Origin of the sequence: Pseudobacteriovorax antillogorgiicola (assembly GCF_900177345.1) — a bacterium.
GTDB lineage: Bacteria > Bdellovibrionota_B > Oligoflexia > Oligoflexales > Oligoflexaceae > Pseudobacteriovorax > Pseudobacteriovorax antillogorgiicola.
The window spans coordinates 100,068-121,640 of sequence record NZ_FWZT01000015.1; the positions used below are offsets into that span (position 1 = coordinate 100,068).

The 21,573-nt window shown below is 45.8% G+C and carries 18 protein-coding genes; 14 read left to right on the forward strand and 4 right to left on the reverse strand.

Translation table 11 applies throughout. The features are described from left to right. Positions 1-12: 12 nt before the first annotated feature. The 5 genes from B9N89_RS18905 (at position 13) to B9N89_RS18925 (ending at position 6,389) form a co-directional block, all read left to right on the forward strand. The gene (locus tag B9N89_RS18905) at positions 13-708 is read left to right on the forward strand and encodes a DUF4956 domain-containing protein (RefSeq protein WP_132319770.1); all 696 of its coding nucleotides are present in this window, start codon (positions 13-15) and stop codon (positions 706-708) included. 2 nt (positions 709-710) lie between these two features. Then, positions 711-1,769, forward strand: a complete 1,059-nt coding sequence (locus B9N89_RS18910) for an SdiA-regulated/phytase-like domain-containing protein (RefSeq protein ID WP_132319772.1) — start codon at positions 711-713, stop codon at positions 1,767-1,769. Continuing rightward, entirely contained in the window at positions 1,766-2,758 is a 993-nt protein-coding gene (locus B9N89_RS18915; protein ID WP_132319774.1) for a hypothetical protein, read from the forward strand. The genes B9N89_RS18910 and B9N89_RS18915 overlap by 4 nt, the downstream gene beginning before the upstream one ends. Next, entirely contained in the window at positions 2,748-3,866 is a 1,119-nt protein-coding gene (locus B9N89_RS18920) for a CotH kinase family protein (RefSeq protein ID WP_159455485.1), read from the forward strand. The genes B9N89_RS18915 and B9N89_RS18920 overlap by 11 nt, the downstream gene beginning before the upstream one ends. Positions 3,867-4,304: 438 nt before the next feature. Further along, on the forward strand, positions 4,305-6,389 hold the full coding sequence (locus tag B9N89_RS18925; RefSeq protein ID WP_132319778.1) for a vWA domain-containing protein: 2,085 nt from the start codon (positions 4,305-4,307) through the stop codon (positions 6,387-6,389). Between the two features lie 145 nt (positions 6,390-6,534). Here the strand turns inward: B9N89_RS18925 and B9N89_RS18930 are convergent, their stop codons facing one another. Then, positions 6,535-6,810 (reverse strand): hypothetical protein, encoded by a 276-nt coding sequence (locus B9N89_RS18930; protein WP_132319780.1) that lies wholly within the window; start codon positions 6,808-6,810, stop codon positions 6,535-6,537. Next, positions 6,807-7,595, reverse strand: coding sequence for a helix-turn-helix domain-containing protein (locus tag B9N89_RS18935; protein ID WP_132319782.1), 789 nt, complete (start codon positions 7,593-7,595; stop codon positions 6,807-6,809). The genes B9N89_RS18930 and B9N89_RS18935 overlap by 4 nt, the downstream gene beginning before the upstream one ends. A 210-nt stretch (positions 7,596-7,805) precedes the next feature. Between B9N89_RS18935 and B9N89_RS18940 the strand changes: the two genes are divergently transcribed. The 5 genes from B9N89_RS18940 (at position 7,806) to B9N89_RS18960 (ending at position 12,470) form a co-directional block, all read left to right on the forward strand. Beyond that, positions 7,806-8,423, forward strand: coding sequence for a hypothetical protein (locus tag B9N89_RS18940; protein ID WP_132319784.1), 618 nt, complete (start codon positions 7,806-7,808; stop codon positions 8,421-8,423). Positions 8,424-8,656: 233 nt separating this feature from the next. Then, on the forward strand, positions 8,657-9,184 hold the full coding sequence (locus B9N89_RS18945; protein WP_159455486.1) for a CPBP family intramembrane glutamic endopeptidase: 528 nt from the start codon (positions 8,657-8,659) through the stop codon (positions 9,182-9,184). Next, on the forward strand, positions 9,181-9,732 hold the full coding sequence (locus tag B9N89_RS18950) for a hypothetical protein (RefSeq protein WP_132319788.1): 552 nt from the start codon (positions 9,181-9,183) through the stop codon (positions 9,730-9,732). Before B9N89_RS18945 ends, B9N89_RS18950 begins: the two co-directional genes overlap by 4 nt. Before the next feature lie 414 nt (positions 9,733-10,146). Beyond that, on the forward strand, positions 10,147-11,103 hold the full coding sequence (locus B9N89_RS18955; RefSeq protein ID WP_132319790.1) for a serine/threonine protein kinase: 957 nt from the start codon (positions 10,147-10,149) through the stop codon (positions 11,101-11,103). 41 nt (positions 11,104-11,144) lie between these two features. Continuing rightward, on the forward strand, positions 11,145-12,470 hold the full coding sequence (locus B9N89_RS18960; RefSeq protein WP_132319792.1) for a hypothetical protein: 1,326 nt from the start codon (positions 11,145-11,147) through the stop codon (positions 12,468-12,470). Here B9N89_RS18960 and B9N89_RS18965 read toward each other — a convergent pair. Then, complete coding sequence (locus B9N89_RS18965) at positions 12,457-14,850, reverse strand: penicillin acylase family protein (protein ID WP_159455487.1); 2,394 nt, start codon at positions 14,848-14,850, stop codon at positions 12,457-12,459. The two genes, B9N89_RS18960 and B9N89_RS18965, sit on opposite strands and share 14 nt — an antisense overlap. Positions 14,851-15,199: 349 nt before the next feature. Between B9N89_RS18965 and B9N89_RS18970 the strand changes: the two genes are divergently transcribed. From B9N89_RS18970 to B9N89_RS18985, 4 genes are all read left to right on the forward strand, one after another. Continuing rightward, complete coding sequence (locus B9N89_RS18970) at positions 15,200-15,745, forward strand: c-type cytochrome (protein WP_132319796.1); 546 nt, start codon at positions 15,200-15,202, stop codon at positions 15,743-15,745. Between the two features lie 207 nt (positions 15,746-15,952). Next, positions 15,953-17,878 (forward strand): response regulator, encoded by a 1,926-nt coding sequence (locus tag B9N89_RS18975; RefSeq protein WP_132319798.1) that lies wholly within the window; start codon positions 15,953-15,955, stop codon positions 17,876-17,878. Beyond that, complete coding sequence (locus B9N89_RS18980; protein WP_132319800.1) at positions 17,868-20,003, forward strand: response regulator; 2,136 nt, start codon at positions 17,868-17,870, stop codon at positions 20,001-20,003. The genes B9N89_RS18975 and B9N89_RS18980 overlap by 11 nt, the downstream gene beginning before the upstream one ends. An 89-nt stretch (positions 20,004-20,092) precedes the next feature. After that, the gene (locus B9N89_RS18985) at positions 20,093-20,989 is read left to right on the forward strand and encodes an HDOD domain-containing protein (protein WP_234996131.1); all 897 of its coding nucleotides are present in this window, start codon (positions 20,093-20,095) and stop codon (positions 20,987-20,989) included. A 17-nt stretch (positions 20,990-21,006) separates the two neighbouring features. Here the strand turns inward: B9N89_RS18985 and B9N89_RS18990 are convergent, their stop codons facing one another. After that, complete coding sequence (locus B9N89_RS18990; RefSeq protein ID WP_132319804.1) at positions 21,007-21,426, reverse strand: hypothetical protein; 420 nt, start codon at positions 21,424-21,426, stop codon at positions 21,007-21,009. Between the last annotated feature and the right edge of the window lie 147 nt (positions 21,427-21,573).

Here is a 21,573-nt window from a genome sequence, read left to right on the forward strand (position 1 = left end):
CGGAGATGTGTGATGAATTCTTTTGTAGATACGTTTTCAGAAATGGATTTGGAAGCCGGGATTCAAGGAGATGTAGGTAGTTTCGCCCTTGTCATGATTGTTGCGATCTTATTTGGCGTCCTCTTGTTCCTTCTTTATAACCTCTATTTTCACGATAATGAGCCCCAAGATGGTAGTTTGGCGAGGAGCTTGATTCTCTTAACGCCAGCTCTTACAGCCACTTTCTGGATGATCCAGTCAAGTGTAATTTTGTCTCTAGGTCTTCTTGGCTCGCTTTCATTCGTACGATTCAGGACTCCTGTGAAGCGATCGGAAGATGTGACGTTCATTGTGATCGCTCTAGCGGTTTCCATTGCCTGCGCCACGATGAATTTTGCCATTGGTGCGGTGCTGGTTGGAATTCTGTTTGCATTTACAATCATTCGTAATTTCTGGACAGTAAGCCTTTCGGGTAAGGGGCGTTTTGCGGTGGTGACCTTCAACACCAGGCAGGATACCACTGTGGCCGCCATAAAAGAGGCCTTTAAAAGTGTGGGACTTCAGTCACAATTCGTAAGCTCTCGCTCCTATGATGGCATCACGTCGTTCGTGTTCAATGCCTCGAAGGTTTCTAAAGAGCAGCATGAGGCCTTGTCAGTAAAGCTATCTGAATTCGATCGCGAAGCGAGCTTTAACATTTTCTATCCTAACGATCGACTCGGAGTGTAGCCATGGTTCATTGGAATCGGCAAAAAACTAGAAATATCCTTTTGATGCAAATTACTGGTTTGCTGTTCACCATATTAACGTTCATCCTGCTGACGCAGCAAGATGGAGCAGCTGAGGGTCAATTACCTAATCTTCAGATCGAGAGCGCGATCACAATGCCTCTCAAAGAGCTTTCGGGTATCCACTGGCGGAACACTACGCGCGGTCTCGAACTGGTTGCGATCGGTGATAAGAAAGCCGAGCTAGCTATCATGGATATGGCCAGTGGCGAGATCCGAAAAGAAAGCTTTCGGGATTTGATTTTAGACCAATTCTCCCTATGTGCTCACGCTGATAATAGCGTATGTGCCAAGTTTCTGAAAAAGATCCTGGCGGACTGGGAGGCTATTCGGATCGACGGCAGTGGCCGTATCTACCTCTTGCAGGAGCATTCAGAAGCTGTGATCGTTCTTGATCCTAATCTCGATCGCATTCCAGCTGTTCTTAATTTCAACTTGCTTGAAATGTTTCCAGAAAAAGCAAAAAAGTCAGGCCGTAAATTTCCCTCGAATGCCTTGGGTGAAGGCTTACTACTTATGAATCAAGGGCACTTCGTCGTTGCCAAGGAGTCAGCGCCTATGGCCTTGATTGAGTTTGGCCCAGAAGGGTCGATACCCATGGGTTTGCACGGTTCCACAGTTTTGGCCCCTGGAAAGTCATTTGAGCTTCCAACATCAGGTAAGAACCGTCACCGCTATAAGGCTCTAGCATACTGGGATTTGGCAGCTGATGGTAAATGTGATTTTAGCGATATTGAGTTTGCTCGTGGGCAAATTTTTGTTTTGAGTCAACGATGTCAAAGGATTATAGTGTTCGATTCGTTGACCCCCAAGCACGGAGAACTGCGCCCTTCTGCAACGTACGCCTTGCCATCTGTGATTAAGAATCCAGAGGCCTTGGCAGTATTGCCAGACGGACGCTTGGTGGTTGGTAGTGACATTCGAAGCAAAAAGGATAACGTGTTTATCCTGAAAAGCCCTTTCGCAGAGTGGGCTTCTAGTGAGCAAAAGGACCTTCTATGAGACATAGCTGGCTTGTCTACCTGGCGCCTGGGATTGTATTTCTAGGAACCGATGCCCTTGCCAAACCCGATTTCAAGCTTGATGCCTATGTGGCATCGGAGATGGAGGTCGAGAGCTTTAAGAATGGCGAATCAAGCCATGAAGGTAAGGTAGAGATTAAGAGCAAGCGAAAGAACGGCGTCCGCGCTGAGTTCGGTGTTAGATTTCGCAGTCAGGAAAATGATGTTTTGATCCGTGAGGCTCTGGTGAATAAAAAGCTGAGCGGAGATCGTCGCCTCGAATTTGGCTACGGCAAAAAGCGATTCGGCTTGGAATACGGCTACGGAAAAACATCGCGCTCCACCATTGATCGGAGCATTTTATATCGTCGTTTGGAAGTCTTCACCTATGCTGGACGCGAGTCTATGATTCGTTATTACAAGAAAATGGACTCGGAAGCCGGTACCACTGGTTATTCCCTCGAAGCAGGCCATTCTGAGGCTCAAAATACCAGCACAATCGGCTCTGTTCAGACTCCTTTAAATAATTATTGGAGCTTTGGCTACTGGCTACAACTTCAGTCCGATCACATAGACGATGGCCAACAATTTGTTTGGGCTACAATGCCGACTCTTGCCTTTGAAGATGGACAGCATCTGTTCCAGTGGGAAATCTTAGCCGGTATCGACCCTGAAGAAACAGAACTTCGTAAGACTGTCGGAGATAATGACCGCGTTCTATTTGCTGGTACAAAACTGCACTTTGAGCAGAAGAGACCTTTGGAAGACGATGAGTGGTGGCAGTGGATTGTGCAGTCAGCCTTTATCTACCACGACTTGGACCTCATGGGATTCAATACCGTTTCCTTACTCGCGGGAATCAACTATGGATTCGACCCTATTCGTCTTGCTTTCAATGTTGAAGGTATCGGCTCTACGACTAGAATCGATGTAAATGATCGAAATTTTACCGAAAGTCGCGCTAAGATTGAGTTGTTGTATGAATTCTAATTCGATAGTTTGGCTATTCATCGCTATTCTCTCCGTGACGTCTTGCGGAAATGAGAAGAGTTTGCCAGATTATGGCTTGCGCAAGGTTGAGATTGAAATTGACGATGAAACCCTCGGGGAACTTAATAATTCCTACCAGGCCAAAAGACCATTCGCTGCTTTGGTTACCATCGATGGTAGGGAGTATCGCACTGATCTAAACTATGCTGGGAAATCCACCCTTGATGCTTTCAAGAAGAGCTTCCAGCTTAGTTTCAAGGATCAGAGAACTTTTAAAGGCCGTAGCTCGTTAAGGCTAAGTTCTCAGTATGTTGATAATAGTTTACTCCGCTCTCTCATTGGTTTTAAAACGTTTTCAGAAGCAGGAGTCATAAGCCCCGATGTTGAACCCGCCGTGGTCTATCTGAACGGCCGGTATCAGGGGCTCTATCATATGATCGAACCAGTGGATGAGGAATTTTTTTCCGTCCGGTCACTTGAGGTGAAAGACTTATATAAGGCTAAGTTCGCCAATGCTGGGTTCGACCGTGATTTTATAGATCGTCTCGGAGATGCTTACTCAGTTCGTTTGGATCCAAAAGATATATCACCACTTCGGTATCTGTGGGAGCAGGCGCTGTCTAACGACGCCGTGCGAGCTAATGACAATATTGAAAAAGTTTTGGACGTTGATCAGTATCTAAGATATGTGGCAGCTGCAGTCGCCATGAATCATTGGGATGGCTTCGACAATAACTATTTTCTTGCTCGCCTTCGAGATGGTCGGTTTCGTATGATCCCTTGGGATCTTGATCGAGTATTTGAAGATCGAGCTTATGAGGATGGTGGCATCTGGGGGAAAAACGGTCTCACCAATCAGATCTTACAGAACGTTGAGTACCGGCAAGTTTATATTTCGCACTTAGAAAGGGTTATCTCACAGCTAGAGGAGCGTGATCTGGAATCAGAGATCGATAGCTGGACCAAGAACCTACGCTCAGCTTATGAAGATGATCCCATCATCTCGTCGAGGGCCCCCATTGATGAGAGTCACAGTGAACTTAGGAATAATATCCAAGTATGGCTAGCGACCTTGAAAAGCCAGTTGGCAGCTGAAAAAGCGATTTAAAAAATCTTGGCCCCAAAAGGACTACCTTTGGAGCCAATAAAAAAGGGGGTATCAAAACAAACAACCAACCATGTTGGCCTTCGTCTCAATCCATTTTCGTTTCCATTGTTCGCCCTTATAGGCATTAATTCATCCCAAATCAATGCATATCTTCTCAAGGTCATTGCCGCCAAGCTACGGAAAGTTTCCAGTTTCTGTAGGTTAATTTGTCCTAAATCAAGCTAGACTTAGCTTTGAAATAAATTACTCCCTTGAACCCTTGATCAATAAATTAACAATCGCATGGTTTTGGTAGGTGCCATAAAAAATACCAGGACAAAGCTGCTATCGGCTCCTTGCATTTGGAAGAATCTCGTTGACTCTTAGCGGTTCGCGGATTCCACCGAAGTTGGGAAAGAATGCTATGGCATTCGGGGGACAATTATCGGGGGAGCATGGATGATGAGCAACTCTCTGGAAAGAGGACTATGGAGCCTCTTGCTTTCGTGGATCTTATTACTGGTTTCTTGTCATGAAGAAGTTCGTTTCAACAGCAATGGACGGGTTCAGAGCTACGATCAAAGCCTTGTAAAGGAATATCAATTCCAAGCAGGAACGATTCGATCAGACTCCATCTACTTCGAGCCGAAAAAACTGTCGTTCGACCATAGAATTGTGCTTGAGCAGATTCCCAATGGCTATGCGAAAACCTTTCAGATGGTCAGGCCAATCCAGAAAGAGGAATTTATTCAAGGTGGCCAAGGGCGATCTCAAAAAGACGACTTTGCCCTCATTGAGTCTGGCTATCTCGACCTTCTAATTGTCATCGACAATTCGTCTAGCATGGAGGCGTTTCAGCTCCAGCTACAAAAACGCTTTAAAAACTTGCTTAGTAACATCTCCAATACCAATTGGCAGATAGCGGTGGCGACCACTTCGAGTAGCTGTTTGCGCTCTGCCCTTGATGGAACCAAAATATTGAAGCGGACTGATTTTGATATATCCTCAGCCACTGCTCAAAGGCGATTTGAACAGCTCATTTCAGCTGGTGTTAACGGCAGCACAGTAGAGAAAGGTATCTTGACTGCGACTGAGGCTTTGCAAGGAGATTGTGGTGATACTCGCTTCCCATGGACGCGAGCAGATTCGCAGAAAGCAGTGCTCATCGTATCTGATGAAAAAAACTGTGGTAGTGCTAGCAACGAAGGCTGTGTCGCGGAGGAATATAGTTCCGCAGATTACTTTCTAAGTCGATCACCGAGAAATACTAGGGTTTATGGATTGCTTCTTTTCCAAGATGATTTTGCCGCCTGTCCTAACTCTGGAGGATATGACAATCAATATCCGAGCGAATATATGCGCTTGATTCAAGAAACAGGTGGACTGGCTGGGGAAATCTGTCAAGCCGACTATAGCGAAGTTCTGGAAACCATTTCTAGCCATGTGAGCAAGGATATCAAAAGGCGTTTTTCACTCACCTTCCAGCCTGATCCAGGCACTCTTAAAGTATATTTGGATGGGGAGCTACTAACTGATGGTTACGTTCTTATTGGTCAAGAGCTGCGCTTGATGATCACACCAAGCTTGGAGAGCGAAATGCTCTTTGTCGACTACACCTATGGCAGGCAGTCCATGCGTCACTACTTTGATTTAAGCAAACCCATCGATCCTGAAACCTTGGAAGTCGTGGTCGACCAAGAAATCAAATCACCAGACGACTTTTATATCATGGAAGGCAAGACTGTTGTGTTTCGTAATGTGCCAGCGGCCAGTTCGAAATTGAAGTTTTCTTATCGCCAGGATGGATTATTGAAGAAGACATTTCCTTTAACTTGGCCATCGGATGCTCTCATTCAAAGCGTTCGCGTGAACGGTAACGAGTTGCCAGTGGAAATTGATTATGATCGCCAATGGCTGAAATTCAACGATCCTCCGATGGATGGAGCTGAGGTGAGCCTTGAGTATCAGCAAGCCAATGCCAAGATCCTCGACTACCCGATTCCGCAGTATCAAAATAGGCATATCCAGTCCATCGAAATTATAGATGCAGAAACCGCTGAACCTATCGACTTCCAAATTGTAAACAGCTATATCAAATTCAAGCCTGAGGAGGTTTGGCCAGGTCGTGAATTGGTGGCCAGCATCCAATTATTACCAAGAGAGGATGATAGTCTTTTCCAGTTCACCGTGCCTCCAACCGTAATCCCGGATTCTATGGTTGTGACAACCCTCGATGGTGAGGATTGTGCCGATAGCTTGGATATCCACAACGGCGATGTCAAGCTAAGCTGCGATGAGTCTATTGATGGTGGCTTGGCTGTGAGTTATCGCTACATCGAAAAGTATACCAATCAGTTTGTGGTGGATCAGGAGGACGACCCCCAAAGCATCTGGAGAGTGTTCATCGACGGTGTGGAGTACACCAAGTTTCAAAGGCTTGATGGGAATCTCATTATTCCCCCGGAAGACTTGGAGCCAGGAAGTTCGGTGGCGATTCAGATAACCCCACCTATTAGGGTAACAGCAGTTTCAAAAAAATATTGACAAACCTAGCTGAAACCCATACTTCTGCATGGATTTGATCATCTTAACTATCTGAGTTGTCGACATGTTTCTGTCTATCGGTGCCGCTGCCATGTCGCTGGGAGTATCGATTTCAACGCTTAGACGCTGCCCCCCGGCATAAAGATTAGCGATCGAGTTTTGAAAGATCTTCGTCTGCCCTCTCGGATATCAAGAAGACTTTTTCATCACCTCCAAAGGCTTCAAATTTCTTGGTCCTTATTGAAAGAGAAGATCTGTCAACAGAGAGTCGTTCATCTCTTAAGTTGATCTCACCTCCAAGAATCGCTTGCCGCAAAACTTTTCGATATTGAGAAGGGTTCAATGCTTCCTTCATAACTGTTCCTTGCCCGCTATAAGCAGGAAGACTGAAACCAACGAGTGCAAGAATTAGTAATCTCATTTTTTCACCTCATCATCACCAAAGTTTTCTTTATCGAAGAGATTAAATACAGCGGACACGTAAAAGGGAATGTTGCCCTGATAACGGGGATCATGCTTAATTCGTGATATTTCTTGTGAAGCTCTATAGATTGCCTTCTTTACCTCAGATAGACCTTCCATGTTTAATGACTCTGTATGTCTTACAATCGCAGCACCACTTGTGCCTAAAAGCCCTGAGTCAAACCTATCGAGGTCGAATGATATCCCCCTCATAACTGTCTTTGAATCCCATAGAGCAAACTCTTTTTCTTTGTTCGAGATCCTACCATCTGTGTCTATCTGCAGATGATCCTCTTCCAGTAACTCGTCGACAGAGTCCAGTCCTGCTAGGCCTCGCAATCTCTCAATCTGCTTTCTTGTGGTTCCCTCATTCGTAGAGGCTAGGTTGTAAATCAAGTCCCCTACTTCTGTTGTAAGGTGTCTCGTGAGACTATCTGAGTTGAGATGCACTGAACCATCGCTGTCTGGTTGATATGTCGATTTGAGGATGGAGCCCATCTCTGGAAAGTGCTTCTCAATAAACGCTGCTAGGTCACTTTTGTTCAACATGACTGCCATAATAGCAACGAGATTTTCGAACTGAGGCTTAGCTTCTCCCTGAATGAATCGCGTGACAGTACTTCTTGATACATTAGCCCTTTTGGCTATCTGCGAGAAAGCTGACTTGCACTTATAGCGTAGTAAGTACTCATCATAGATAGTTTGAATTTCTGCTACCATATTATCCGAAAGAAAAGAATCCATCCAAATGCCTCGTATTCCTTAGTCAATTACCCAGTTGGAACGTAGCACACGTAATTACTCACTGTGAACAGGTTTTTCGCCCCACGGTGCAGATTTTTCTTGACCAGGCTCGTTGACTCTAGGGCTTGAAAACCTGTACTCACAGTTTCCAGTTGTTGACTCGATGAATGTTGAGTTGTAATTTGCACCCGAATTGGGAGACTACGAAGTATGTTGAAGAAGTTGACTCTAGCTAGCCTTTTGTTTAGCCTTGCTCCAACCGCATCAGCAATGGAGACAATTGTCATAACGGCTCCAAAACCTGGACCATCGATGGGCGGCACTGGCCTGGGTCGCGGTGGGTCATCTAGCGGAAGCGGTAGCGCAAGCTCTGGATCGAATGGCAAATCGAAGAGTGAGAAGGCCAAGGCTAGGTCAAACCGAAATAAGACTCATAAGAAAAAAGCAAAAAAAATCGGCGAAATCAATAGCGGTTTCATTGATGTGGTCCTCACTGCTATTGATGAGTTTGCAGCTATCTTCCAAGATCGAGGCGAAGGCTACTCGGCAAGTATCGAGGAGAAAATTGTAACTGATAAAGACGGTAACATACTTGAGAAGAAAAAGACGAAACAGTGCAAAGTTGATAGCTACCGAGGCAGTAACCCATGCTCAATGATTCGTATCCAAAACATTCGGTCTGGTGACTCTGACAAGAAGTATAAAGTGTCCATTCACCTCTTTTATGTGAATTCCCGCGGTCAAGAGCGAACTTTAACGTCCCATGAATCTGGCGTTTCATTCGAAGTCGACTCTCTCGATGAACTATATGACCTCGATATCATTTAACCGGAGGTAGCTGTAGAATGAGACTTGCCTTTGAAATAGTTGTCGTAGGCTTACTGTGCTTATCGGCACCGCTGTTTTACCATTGGCAAGTCGATATTCCTCATTGGCTAAGTCTTGCCGTTGTTCTATCAGCTTACTTGGTTCTCAATAGAGGATTTCCTAAACTCGGTAGTACTAGTCTCTCTGGTCTCAATAAAGCTACCTCGCTAAGCATCCTCTTATCGATAGTCATCATGCTCTTATTTGCCTCGAAAGAAGCAATTTATGTTGACGGCATCGAGATTCAGTACACACACAAGCTCAGTCTGGAGCCTCCGTTAAAGATTATATATACAATATTTACCTCTGCTCTAATGGAGGAAATACTCTTTAGAGTAATGCTGATTGGCCTGTTAGCAAAGCTGAACTTCAGATTCAAGATACTTATTTCCTCTATAGTATTTACGCTTTCCCATGTTTCCCTATACCAGCTCGAAATCCCCCTCATACATAGGGCCGAGACAGCAAGTCAGTTGCTTTTGTCTGGCCTACTTCTTGGGATGCTATATAAAAGATACTCACTTTCAACAGCGGTAGTCTTTCACATTCTTTACAACAGCTACACGGCATTTCTAAGGCCAGTCCTTGTTAACCTAGAAAGACTCCAGCTCGGCCTGCTGCTGTGCCTTGGAGTCATCTATTCGCTGATAGTTGTAGGTAGGGAGATCAAGATCATCGTCAACAATCGACTAATCGAAAAACACTGGAGTTTAGATACATGACAAAACTGCTAGCTTATCTAGCTATGGGTCTGCTACTAACTGGTTTCAGTAGTTCCTACCACTATACAAAATCTTCTCCTGGCGAATACATTGAAGCCAAGAGAGTTGACGGTGTATGGTCGGTAAGGACGAAAAAAGATGGTGAGTTTCGTCCAAGTACCAAAGAAGAGGTCGATAGGTTGATCCTAGAAATGGATCTTCGAGTTTCAAGTAATGCCCAGAGGAGAATAGAGAAACATGATGCTGTTAAAGACATCTTAGCTGATTCTCCTGCGTCAACGACGAGAACAGAAATGATGACCTCCTTACTTGTGAGGAAATCCTTCTCCAATGCAGTCGTCATCGATGTTCTAGATAATCTAGACGAGGTTGGCGCCTCGATTCATCGTGCAGAGTTTCTCGCCAAAATTATAGATAACACTACTGACCTTATAGTCATGAGAAGGATTATCGATAGTATTGACGAAGTTTCTCACATCACTGGCAGAGAAGAACTATTGAAAGCCTTATCTAGAAAGCTACTGGCGCTATCCGAGCAAAAACTATAGCCTTGGTCTCTATGCACCACTAATAGTCAAACTCTGCTGGATCAAGAGCTAGACGATCAAGGTAGTCTTTTAGGAACGCCAATTATAGTCTAGCAAACAAACGCAAGTGCCCAGAGATTGGACACTCATTCGTCACAGCCTTGTGCGGCTGTGGCTTTCACTTATCATTTCAAGTCCTTGAAAACGCTCGTATTCCCTCGAAAAATGGAACTAATCTTGCAATATCAAAGGGTTGGCAGAGTTCGAATCTTGTCGTGAGTATGATTCCAAGAGGCTTTTTTGCCTTAGGAAGCAGGGAATTAGACTATTGTTTGCTGCTAAATTCTTGGAATGACCCTCATTACATGAATTTCAAAGCTCGGCCTTAGAAATTTCCGAAACGTAGTCAAATTTCTTAGGTAAAAATAAATCGTTATGCAGATTGGACCTTATATATTGCAGGAGAAAATTGGCGAAGGTGCGCTGGGAGAAGTGTTTCGCGCTCTCAACACCCTCGACTCGTCGCAGGTAGCGATTAAAAAGCTCCATGCCCGTCTGGAAAACGATCCAAAGTTCATTGGTATCTTGCAGCATGAAATGCTGGTCGCTTCTAAGCTTGATCACCCAAACCTGCTCAAGATGCTCGACTTTAAAGCTGAGCCACCCCATGTATACTTTGTCACAAAGTTTGTCGATGGCTGGCCTCTCAAGGGTTTGTTAAAAAAGGTCGGGCGGATACCTCCATTGGTTGCATTGGCAATTGTCTACGAGGTTCTCAAGGCTCTAGACTACCTTCACCTTCGGGACATGATCCATGCCGATCTTTCGTCAGGAAATATTTTGTTGAACCGGGACGGGTCTCTCGTGATTTCTGACTATGGTCTCGTGAGCGACCTAGCTACGGATCGCTTCAAGTATGAACTTGTGGGGACTCCTGGCTACTACTCCCCGGAGCATGTGACGAGCCAGGCTATTGGCCCATATTCAGATCTTTACGTGGTAGGCCTTCATCTCATTGAGATGATCAATGGCGTCAAGCCCATTCTTCTCGGCAGATCACGAGACCATGCGACTGAGATCTTCAAGTTAATGAACCAATATCAGCCAAGCTTAAAGTGTGATTCAAGAACCCTATCAGACGCCCTTCAGCAATTGCTTCATGGCTGCTTGCAGATCAAGCCACAGAATCGATGGCCTCAAGCTGAGCATATTGCAGAAATTATTGTGAAGATTCTGAAGATTTTTGGCATCAACAACCCTGTTCTTGCTATAAGGCAATATCTATACGACTGCCGATTCACTTCGATGTGTATCGAGTACGAACAGCCGATCTATACTGGCAATGTCCCATACTCAGTAGAAGACCTGACTCTCTTAAGTAATAGCATTTAAACCCGATACTTCTCTCGTAAAATTCCATAGGAGTCCAATAGATGAAAATACTCATTCCATTGATTCTGATCAGTCTCATAGTTGGGAATTGTAAAGAAGACTCCGATGATAGTGGTGGTGGCGTTGCTGTTCTCAGTTCAGATAGCAGTCGAGTTGTATTTCAGGTAGATCCAGGTGCAAATCAAGAGGTGGCGGCTCCCGCGGAATCCTCATTCGCTGGAACCGTGGTGCAATTTCCAGCGGGCACTTTTAGCGAAAGTTTCCAACTAACCCTGCAAGAGGGGATATCCCTTAGTAACAACGAGCTTCAAAGAATTTTCGAATTAGATGCAGAATTAACAGTTACAGCAGCAGGACCAGCAGTCGAGCTTAAGCCAGATACTTTGGTTGGAGTCTCCGCCCCTTTTAATCTATCGATACCCAAACCTACAGAAGACGGTAGCAATCTCGCCGTTTTGTATCGGGGGATCAACGAATTAGGAAATTGGGATTGGGGTTTGCTTGGTAGTGACGCGATTCAAGATCAGGGCACCCAGGTGTCTTTTAGCAGCAGCTACTTAGGTCGCTTTCAAGCCGTGTATCTATCCGCAGCGGTTGCGGAATCCTTAGGCCTATCAGATGCTGGCTCAGGGCCCTGGTACGGCTATGAGTTCGATCTATACTCGGATTTTCAAAACCCTACGGAAACTGGGCCAGATCTTGTCTACGGTGCTTTTTCTGGCGATAAGGGAGTGGTTTCTAAGTTTCAAATCAATGGGGTCGATCTGGTCCCTCTGCCCGGCTATAGCTTCGGTGACCTCAGAACTACGGTAGCAGCCAATGTATTCGATGAATCAGACATCACCAAAGCGGGCCCTTGGGTTTTTACCCCTAGTTTCGACTATGGAGTTATGCTTGAGGCAAAAACCGGCGAAGCGGTATTCAACACTCGTATCTTACAACGGGTGCCGAGTACAGCGATACCAACAGAGGCTGTGACCTGGGAGGCCATGGTGGGCAGTTACCAAGGCTACAGTGTGCAAATGACAAGCTCTGGTGTTGATGCCAAGGTCGGAACTGCGTTTGTTGACAGCGTCGAGCTAAGCTATGCTGATGGAACCGTGTCTCTATCAGGTACCTTTGGGCAAAAGGGTTTGGTTGCGACCCTAAGCCCAAATACAAATACACCCATTGCCCAAGCACTGGGCTTTATCGAAGGAACGTCTGATATTGAGGGCACAAGTCTTAAAACTTTTGGCTTTGTGTCCCCAGACCAAAAAGCACTAGCCCTGGTTCTTTGTCCTGCCGAATCTTGCCCCGTAGGAGATGGTACCGGCAGCTATAGTGGCCAGACTCTACAGCTAGCTCTCTTCGTTATTGAGGACTAGCTCCATCTTGAGCCTTGGTGCTCACCTGCATTTTTTCCTTGATCTGTGGCTTGAGCCACAGCTGGCTGTAGCCCTCTGTGGAAGGGTCAGGGTTGAGTAGCGCCCGTCGATAGGTTCCCGAGAGATATGAGTCGACTTGATCCCGGTAATGAGGGTCAAGAAATCGCCCCGATTGCCCCGTTGGTAGAACTGAGAGAGACTCTTCGGGCTTGGCAAAATCAATGATTCTCCTGGTCGCAGGTCCATGAACAGCATTTGCTGATCCGGTGCCGAAGCGATAGGCGATTTGGTTTAACGTCTCCATTCCTCCTGGTGCAGGATAGGGACCTAAGTTTAGGAACAATCCTAGGACTGGGATCTTTCCCAGGGGATGATCGAAACTCACTTGATGATGGCGCCCCCAAACCCACGTTTGAAGCTCTTGACCATACTTTTCTGATAAGGCCCGCAGGGTTTTACGCCAGGCTTCAATGATCACGTCGTTCATCGTTTCGCGATACTGGGTTTCGACGTTGTTCCACCAGGGCGAATAGGGCTTGCGAGATACGCTCATGAGGCTTTTTAAGGCGATCTCGCGGTCGATAAACTCCTCAAAAAGCTCGGCTCCCATCTCATCTCTGAATGTTGCAGCGACCAGCTGATAGATATATTCAGAAAAAATGGTGGGTGCAATATCCTGGGTATGGTGCTCTCCCTCCCAGCGATCAAGAATTGCTATGGCCTCTTTGCTGAGCAACACCTTTGGGTCTTGCCTCGACAGAGTTCGCTTAAGAGCTATGACAAGGGGTTGGTGAAAACTGATTTTCGTGTCATTTTGAAAGCGTTTGAAATCGTCCACCGTGAAAGATCGAGCGTTACCAAGCAAAAATTCTAATCGTTGAGCTCGTTCTGGGTAGGAGTAATAACCAGGAACACCATCGGCTGGTTGCTCGTTGGCAGATGATAGAAAGCCTTTTGCCGGGTTCACCTGATGCGGGTTGCTGTTCAAGCTGCGAAAGCTGGTTTGGAACTTATCCGCTGCGGCAACCTGAAAATGATCTTCCACCCGATTAAGCTGGGGAATCAAGCCTGTTGTCCACCAGCCAATGTCTCCTGATCGATTCGCATATAAAACGTTGAGCGACGGGGCTGCAATTTTTTGGACCGCAGCTTCAGCAGATGCTATGTCGCTTGCACTAAGGAGTTCGTAAAGGCCATGGAATGTTTCAGGGGTTACCTGTTGAAAGGTCCAGCGAACGCTTAGCAACTGGCCGTCCAAGAGGTGATCCATGATAGGGCCTTTGTCACTGCTTAGTACGGTAAACTGATGGGGCTCCTCGCCACGGACTTTGATGGTTTCGGGTCTGCTTGCCAAGGGAATGCTTTGTTCACCTCTCAGGATATGACCTGGTCTATGGGGATCGGGAGTTTCCAGTATAAGATCGATATCGTTGTTGTGAAAGATCGTAAGCCCCCAGCCGTGACTGCTATTGTTACCTAAGAGGGGGAGGCTAATCAAAGGCAGAAAGTGACCATAAATCTCCAAGTCGGGCGCTTTTAGGTAAGCCTCGTACCAGATGGAGGGGTTGGAAAATCTAATGTGGGTGTCATTGGCAAGCATAGGCTTACCTGATTGTGACTTCTCTCCAGAAACGACCCAGGCATTGCTTCCCTGAAACCTCCCATAAGTATCGATAGATTCTTCTACCTGCGCGATGCGCTCCCGAAATAATCGGGACACTTCAGGTTGCCTGTGAGATAGATTGTTCGAGTCGGCGCCGAAGTCTAAATCATCCATGTGGGCTGGGCTGATCTTTGACCCAGCTTGATAGAGCCAAAGGTCGGTCTTGAGGCCACGGTCGAAAGTATAAGAGATATAGGCGGCAGCCGAAATAATATCTTCCAATGTGAACGGTTGTGGCCGACCTGGCCCGAGGAGGACTTCCAGTGGAAGCTTGCCAGTTTCCACATAGTTATTCACACCAGCAAGGTAGGAACTCATGTCTTGGAAGGCAGGGTGTTTGAGATCAGCTGACGCCACCAAGTCCTTTGCCATCCGATGGATCCCAAGGCTCCGAAAGAAAATATCGGTCTCAAGGCGCTCAGGTCCTGCAATCTCCGCGATGCGACCCTGGGCAATGCGCCGAATCCCTTCCATTTGAAGAAGCCTATCCTGAGCGTGCAAGTAACCGAGAGCAAAATAAGCATCATGACGGCTTTCGGCATTGATGTGGGGAACGCCCCACTGGTTGAATATGACTTGGGTGTCACCTTTGATGCCAACACTTTTGATCTCTCCCGATCTCATGGGAAGAGCTTCATACTCGTACCAAAACGCTCCAGCAACAGCGAGAATGCACGTGGTAAAAAGAGACAGTATTACGACCTTGATGACTCTCATTGAATTCCCCATTCGTCATGTGAAACATCAAGGAATCATGGAACAGCCTCCTTGTCAATTACGACGTGCTTCCACTAGTTATTTTTGTCAGGTTTCCACTGGAAATAGTCTTGTGTCGATTTGTCGACCAAAATATTTTTAAAGAGTTTTTGCTCTAGGCTTAGTGTTTGAACTTTCATTCCCAGCAAACGCTTCAGCATTCTTAACATGTCAGTGTATCAACCTCCAAAAATCAGGCAAGCATCATAGCCAAGAATTCTAGGCTTCTCAAGGTCACAATCCCTAGGACAGTTGATTCTAGGGCACGTTGAGCGATAAAATAGGTTATCGCCAAAAAAAAGGAGTTGTCATGATTCAACGCATCGCCATGATTGCTATGCTGAGCTGGGGTCTGGGTAGTTGTACCAGGTGTAGCCAGAGTCAGGAGCCGGAGGCTGACGCTCCTGCTGATACTGTCGAAGCGCCGCAAGATGAAGTTCATTCTATGGCTAAGCCAACAGGGCAACCCGATGAAGACGGGGCAATCTTTGAGAAAAAGAAGGTAACTCCGGTTCAGATCCTGAAGATGAAAGAGATCGAAAACGATGGCCAAGACTTTGCGTATACGAAGGATAACACCGATAAAGGTAAGGCAATCTATATGGCGCAGTGCTCTCGTTGCCACGGAGTTGAGGGTCGCGGTGATGGGCCAGAAGAGCGACAGCTTTCCATTGCCCCTACCAACCTCCGAGAGTGGGAGTTAAAATTCGGCTCATCCATCGAGGATCTTGTCTATACCATTAACTACGGTAGAAGTGAGGGCGAGATGCCCGCCTTTCGGGACCAGCTTAGCGAAGAGGACATATGGACCGTGGCTTATTATGTGGAAGCCTGGGTTTCCCAAGCTAATCCATAGAGAAAGCGAACGTCCGCCCTCTGCTTTGGGAGCCATGATGGAAACTATTCCAAATTTGTAAAGCTATAGAGGGCGGCTCTGACCTGATAGAATGACTCCAAAATTCCCACCCCAAGAAGTGTTCGATCCGCTTAAGATGTTCCGACGTATCTGAAGACTTATTTCGATGTTCGAGTCAACCGTTGAGAATCATCGGGAGGCAGAACTTTGAAATCTAAGTACGATCTATCCATATTTATTAAGGAAAATGCCTTAGGGATTGTATCCGATCTTGGCCCTTTGGCAAGACTCCGGGATCGCACCCACGCTCTCGTAGAACTCAATCTATTTCAAGTAGAGTTTATCACTAGAAGTGCAATTAACGAGCTGATTGCAGAGGTGGATATGTATCCTCATTTTGTCTTTGTGATCAATCAGGTGCGCTTCAGTGTTCTAAAGCAAATCTTTATCACAGGTCAACTTCCCTCCCACGTAAAAGTAGATCAAATTAGAGTAGAGGAGCGAACTGGTGGATCGGCTGGTGTGGAGAGAGACAGATGTCGCAGTTTACCAGTCCTCGACCTGATCAAGAACCTCGGACAGAGCGAATCTTGTAACGGTAGCCACTTCCTAAACGAGCAGACACTTGCATGCTTCTTTAATCACGTTCTCACTCAGGTAGATCTCAGACCTCTGTATCCCACCAGCTTAGAATTTTGGCAATCCTACGGTGCATTTGTGGGTACAACATTCGATCATGTGACCTTTCAAATCCAAGGTATTTACTTTTATATCGAAAGTCTTCTACCGTCGTTACCCATGAGCTTTGAAGAAAATGATAACTTGACTGTAGAGCTTTTCACTGACTTCTCAGAGCTTACGAAGCAGCTTCACGTGATCGACGATATTATCGATTTTCGCCTTGAAAGGTTGTTGTCTGTGGATTGGAGTGATGACTATTGCCCCGATAGTGAGATACTGGATTTCTTGCTGGCAGTAGAACGGGCGACCAATGTGGTGCCATGCTTAGAAAACCTGGCTGATGATGTCGGTCGGAAGTTCAATCGCTGGCTTGATTGTGCGCCCCTTGCTCTCAATCCACAACTAAGGCAGCGCAAAGCACTTCTTTCAGCCAACTTACAAAGCTTCGACCTTTATCGACAAATGATCGAGCACCGGTTGGATGAAGTTCGTGCCCTGAGACTACTCATCGGTCAGTCAGGGGATCATGTCATCAGCCGCTGGCAGAAAATTATTAGCGGAAGCATCCGTTCTAGGTTCGAGGTGAAGGCTTTTCAAGCATTCTTTGGCAGCCGTTTCGATCCTTTCATCGAGCCGGAAGAACGCTTAGATTCAGGTTCTGTGTTAATATTCGAAAGAGAGGTCAAGGCCATGGAGCAAAAACTTGATGAGCGTCCTACGGTACTGGTTGCGGAAGATGAGGCGATGCTTCTTGATTCCATTTCTATCTTCCTCCATGAAGAGGGTTATCACGTCATTGAAGCAAAGGATGGGGCAGAGGCTTTTGAACTTTTTCGGCAGCACAAGGTTGATATTCTTGTAACTGATATTCGCATGCCGAAAATGACTGGTGACGTGTTGATCGCAGATATTATGAAGGTTCGACAGCTTCCCATCGTGGTCTTTACTGGCTATTCTGATGTGCCAAACTATAGATTACGAGATCTTGGTGCCAGCGATATCATTGCAAAGCCTGTAGACTTTTCTGAATTGAGCGATGCGATCCGTAGGCGCCTAAGAAAAAACCACTTGGAAAGTGAATTAGAGGCGGTTGCTCACCTAAAGCTTCTTGAAACTCGTTTGGAGAATGAAAACGCAGATCGTACTATTCGCCTGGGCCGTGATGGTTTCTTTCTGTGCGGAGATTGGACTGGGTACAATCGGGGTGACACTGTTCGTTTCAATATTGATCATGAAGACCCCAAACTACCCTTGCTTGTCGGGGTTGGAAAAATCTATTGGGCAAACCACAGCAAATATCGTGATGAGGAAATTTGCCCTGGGATCATGATCGAGTTTTTGTCTCTCGACGATCAAGGTGCTTCGGTTAAGGCATGGCTAGAAAAGGCGTCACCACTAAGCTCTATTCCTTTAATTTTGGAAAGTGAGCGCGGGGGCAGAAATGCTGCATGATAAAGAAAGAGCAAGGCTTTTGCTCGTCGAACCAGCTTCGACAGTGCGGCAAATGATTTCAGATGTCCTTAAAGACATGGGATTCAATAATATCATGCTTGCATCGAAGGGTAAGGATGCTTTGCATATTCTTGAAGTGGAAACTGTGGACTGGCTCATTACGTCCACCTTGATCAATGACGATGTGAATTTCATTCACCTCCTTGACATCATCGTGAAACAACCAGAGCTGCGGCGGGTCCGAACCAGTGTTTTAATTGAGTCAGACACAGAAGAGTATGTATTGCCCTTGGCATTTGAACTAGGGCTGTTCTCGTGGCACAGGAAGGCCTATGTGAAAGAAAACATCGTTGGAGAGTTTGAAGACCTGTTCTCCCTATTCTCTATTAAAAAGAAGAGCGATATTCTTACCTCAGCCGAATACCTTAGAAAGTATCTAGATGAATCGAGAAGCTATCGCAATCGCCTCATCTTTGAGCAAAACTTACTGAGTCTATTCCCAGGGTCGAGTCAATGTCTGCTGGCACTGGCAGAAGCTCAGAAACTCAATGATCGGGAAAAAGATGCTCTGCTTACATTGCAACAAGTGGAGATACTCAACCCTAAACTTAAGCCACTTTGCGACAGAATTCGCAATTCAATAGATGCGTCACTTGATACAGCTTTGCGAGAGGGCAAGGCTCAAAACTGCTTGTCTCTCAAGCGGTGTGTGGTTATCGATTCTGATACTGATGCCCTCCATCATATTAGCGAGCTATTAAGCCATATTGGGGGCAAGTCCATCGAGTGTTTCGAAGATGGCGATACTGCTTTCTTGAGCTTGAAGCAGCAGCCAGAGCCCAGTGCTATTTTTATGGAATGGCGCGTTCCAGGAATTACCGGACCTGTATTGATCCAAAGAATTCGCAATCATGGATTGTCCTCAGTTCCAATTATCATTGTGAGTTCTTTGGTAGACAAACAGGATGTTAACCTCATCAAGGAAATGGGAGTTGATGACCTTCTTCACAAGCCCTTTGAATCAGATAAATTTTATGCGACTTTGATTTGGTGTATTCAACAGAATCGCAAGCCTTCAGAACAGCGATCTTATGAGCTAAAGATCCAACGTTTGCTTGATCAAGAAAAGTTCGCAGAAGCGGAACGACTTTCCTTTGAGTTTTTGAAGGACCCTCGTATCAATAACATCGATAAAATTGCTGTCCAAGCCCAACTTAAGTTTGTGGAAGGAGATTTTAAGAAGGTAGTCAACCTTTGTTTCACGGTTTTAAAACAGCGCCCTGAAGACTTGAAAATTCTCAATCTTCTCGGTAAAACTTACCTTAAATTGTCACGATTCGAAAAAGCACTCCTTTGTTTCGACAAGGCTCAAAAGCTCTCGCCAGCGAATATCAAGCGATTGATCGATATTGCGGACATAAATCTGGAGCTAGGCAAGGATGAGGACTTCGAAGGAGCGGTTCAAAAAGCAAAAGAGATCGATGGTGAATCAGAGTTAGTGAAGCAAGTTGATTGTCGCCTCGCTCTAGAAAAAGGTGAAACTGCGACGTCGAGGAGTCTTTTTAAAGAAATCGATCACCTTCCTAGCATTGTTCGCGATATGAACAATCGGGCGGTCGCCTTGGCTAGAAACGGCCGGTATGAGGATGGTATCAACTTGTATCAAAACACTTTGGTGTCCTTCAATAAAGACCATCAAGAGCTTCATAAGATTGTTAGTTATAACTTAGCCATGGCCTATGCTCGCTATGGCGACTTAGTGAAGGCTGAGTCAACTTTGGCTTCCTTGGGCGATGGTGACTTTGGAATCTATAAGAAGATTAAGTCATTGCTGGCTAAGGTAAAGGTATGCTTGCAGGAGGGGCGGTCGCTCACCTTCAATACCAGTTTTGAAGAGCTACATCAATCACCTGTGAGGGATGGCGAGGCTCAGGATGAGGAACAAGAACTTGTGGATATCGATCAGGAGCTAAGTTCACTGACAAATGCTCTTCAGGCGCAGCAAGGAGATATTTGCTGTCATCTTTTGTTTTTCGATGTTCAAGGCCTATGTATGGAAGCAGAGAAGCTAAGGGATAACGGGCCGCACTTCAAGCTGCGGCAAGCAATTGGAAAAGTTGTCTAATGAAAGAATGTAAGACTTGTGGTCGAAAGTTTAGTTCAGAGCGTGATTTCCTCAGCGGAACGTCACGGTGGAGAACCTGCTTGAATCGTGTGATTATGTTCAACTGTAGCTGTGGATCGACCCTCACCATCAAAGGTGAGTTGTTTGACTGGTTTAGCCCGACAAAGCTGATGAGTCCGGAGCAGAAACTTGCATTTGGCGAGATGAAAATGGATGACTCTTTGCCTAGAGTTTCGGCGCAGATTTTCGAAATTCAGGAGAAGGTGCTAGACGAACGTCTATCGGCACAAGCACTGGCGGACGCCATCCGAGGCGAACCAGCATTGGCTGCGGAAATCCTCCATTTAGCGAATCTAAAGGTCGGAGGGAAGGCTGGCCGCGTTCAACAGCTAGCTCATGCAATTGCTTATCTGAGTAGAAAAGAATTGCAGCAATTTGTCTTGATGGCAACGGTCAAAGATTTTTCATTCAAGGCGAAGATCTTTTCTTTTGAAAAGTTTTGGAGGAAATCTCTTATGACTGGAAGAGTTGCCAGTTACCTTTGCCCGAAATTTTTCCCGAAATGTGCTGAGCTAGCGTTTATCTATGGTTCTCTATTGAATGTGGGTAAGCTTGCGTTAGGATTTTACCAGCCTCGGCTTATTGATCGTCTCATCAAGACTAGCTTGGATGCTGATCTAAGTTGGAACATGGTCGAAGGTGAACTAGCATTCAATCATCGAATGCTGGGCACTGTCGCAGGCATTATCTGGGCTTTTCCGAATGACTTGATCGAGATCATTGATGATCATCATACCTCATTTACCAAGAGTACATTTAGTTCACTGCTACGGTTTTCAAATGAATGGAGCCATATTCTATTAGACGAGCCTCAATTTGTTGACAGAGAAATTTTGGAGTGTGGTTTCCAAGTTTTTCAGTTTGAGGAACAGCGACTTTTGGAAGAGATGAAAGCAGCGATTAGTGTGACTCCAATCGCTGCTTAGCTAGTCTTAAGTTGGATTTAGAGACAGTAAGGTCCATCCAGTGTGATGCGGTAGTCATGGAAACCGGTGCTGATATCAAATCTTTGGAAACCTCCATCCCGAAAATAGTAAGTGTCATAGCTCGCTGCATAGAGAAAGGTAAAGTTGTCTTCAAAGGTGAAAGTGATATCGCCACCAAAATGATCCCACTTCATCACAAGATCCTCGCCAACATAGGGAGTATCGATATGAACAGTACCTTCGTCATCAGAAAAGTTATCTAGGTTGATACAATCGCTATAAATAAACTCTGTTCTGTTGTTGCTATAGACCTCATAGATCTTATAGCTAATATAGTCTGGTGGGCTATCGTGGCTCCCACTTGAGTGAATGGCAACGCCACATGCTTGTAATAGGCTGAAGAGTGCAATAGCTAGGCTTATGTTAATCAATTTCATTTGTCTTGTCCTTTGGTCTGGTTAATGGTCTGGGCGTCACACCCATACCATGCCTTTCGCAAGGGCTGTGCCGAACATAACTATCTATAAGTATTGGATTAAATTTGATTTGTTGGCTTAAAGTGGGGTCCCACCTGTGCTTTGGGG

Coding starts and splice junctions, on each gene's coding strand:
- B9N89_RS18905 (WP_132319770.1), top strand. CDS start 13: ATGAATTCTTTTGTAGATACGTTTTCAGAAATGGATTTGGAAGCCGGG.
- B9N89_RS18910 (WP_132319772.1), top strand. CDS start 711: ATGGTTCATTGGAATCGGCAAAAAACTAGAAATATCCTTTTGATGCAA.
- B9N89_RS18915 (WP_132319774.1), top strand. CDS start 1,766: ATGAGACATAGCTGGCTTGTCTACCTGGCGCCTGGGATTGTATTTCTA.
- B9N89_RS18920 (WP_159455485.1), top strand. CDS start 2,748: ATGAATTCTAATTCGATAGTTTGGCTATTCATCGCTATTCTCTCCGTG.
- B9N89_RS18925 (WP_132319778.1), top strand. CDS start 4,305: ATGATGAGCAACTCTCTGGAAAGAGGACTATGGAGCCTCTTGCTTTCG.
- B9N89_RS18930 (WP_132319780.1), bottom strand. CDS start 6,810: ATGAGATTACTAATTCTTGCACTCGTTGGTTTCAGTCTTCCTGCTTAT.
- B9N89_RS18935 (WP_132319782.1), bottom strand. CDS start 7,595: ATGGATTCTTTTCTTTCGGATAATATGGTAGCAGAAATTCAAACTATC.
- B9N89_RS18940 (WP_132319784.1), top strand. CDS start 7,806: ATGTTGAAGAAGTTGACTCTAGCTAGCCTTTTGTTTAGCCTTGCTCCA.
- B9N89_RS18945 (WP_159455486.1), top strand. CDS start 8,657: ATGCTCTTATTTGCCTCGAAAGAAGCAATTTATGTTGACGGCATCGAG.
- B9N89_RS18950 (WP_132319788.1), top strand. CDS start 9,181: ATGACAAAACTGCTAGCTTATCTAGCTATGGGTCTGCTACTAACTGGT.
- B9N89_RS18955 (WP_132319790.1), top strand. CDS start 10,147: ATGCAGATTGGACCTTATATATTGCAGGAGAAAATTGGCGAAGGTGCG.
- B9N89_RS18960 (WP_132319792.1), top strand. CDS start 11,145: ATGAAAATACTCATTCCATTGATTCTGATCAGTCTCATAGTTGGGAAT.
- B9N89_RS18965 (WP_159455487.1), bottom strand. CDS start 14,850: ATGAGAGTCATCAAGGTCGTAATACTGTCTCTTTTTACCACGTGCATT.
- B9N89_RS18970 (WP_132319796.1), top strand. CDS start 15,200: ATGATTCAACGCATCGCCATGATTGCTATGCTGAGCTGGGGTCTGGGT.
- B9N89_RS18980 (WP_132319800.1), top strand. CDS start 17,868: ATGCTGCATGATAAAGAAAGAGCAAGGCTTTTGCTCGTCGAACCAGCT.
- B9N89_RS18990 (WP_132319804.1), bottom strand. CDS start 21,426: ATGAAATTGATTAACATAAGCCTAGCTATTGCACTCTTCAGCCTATTA.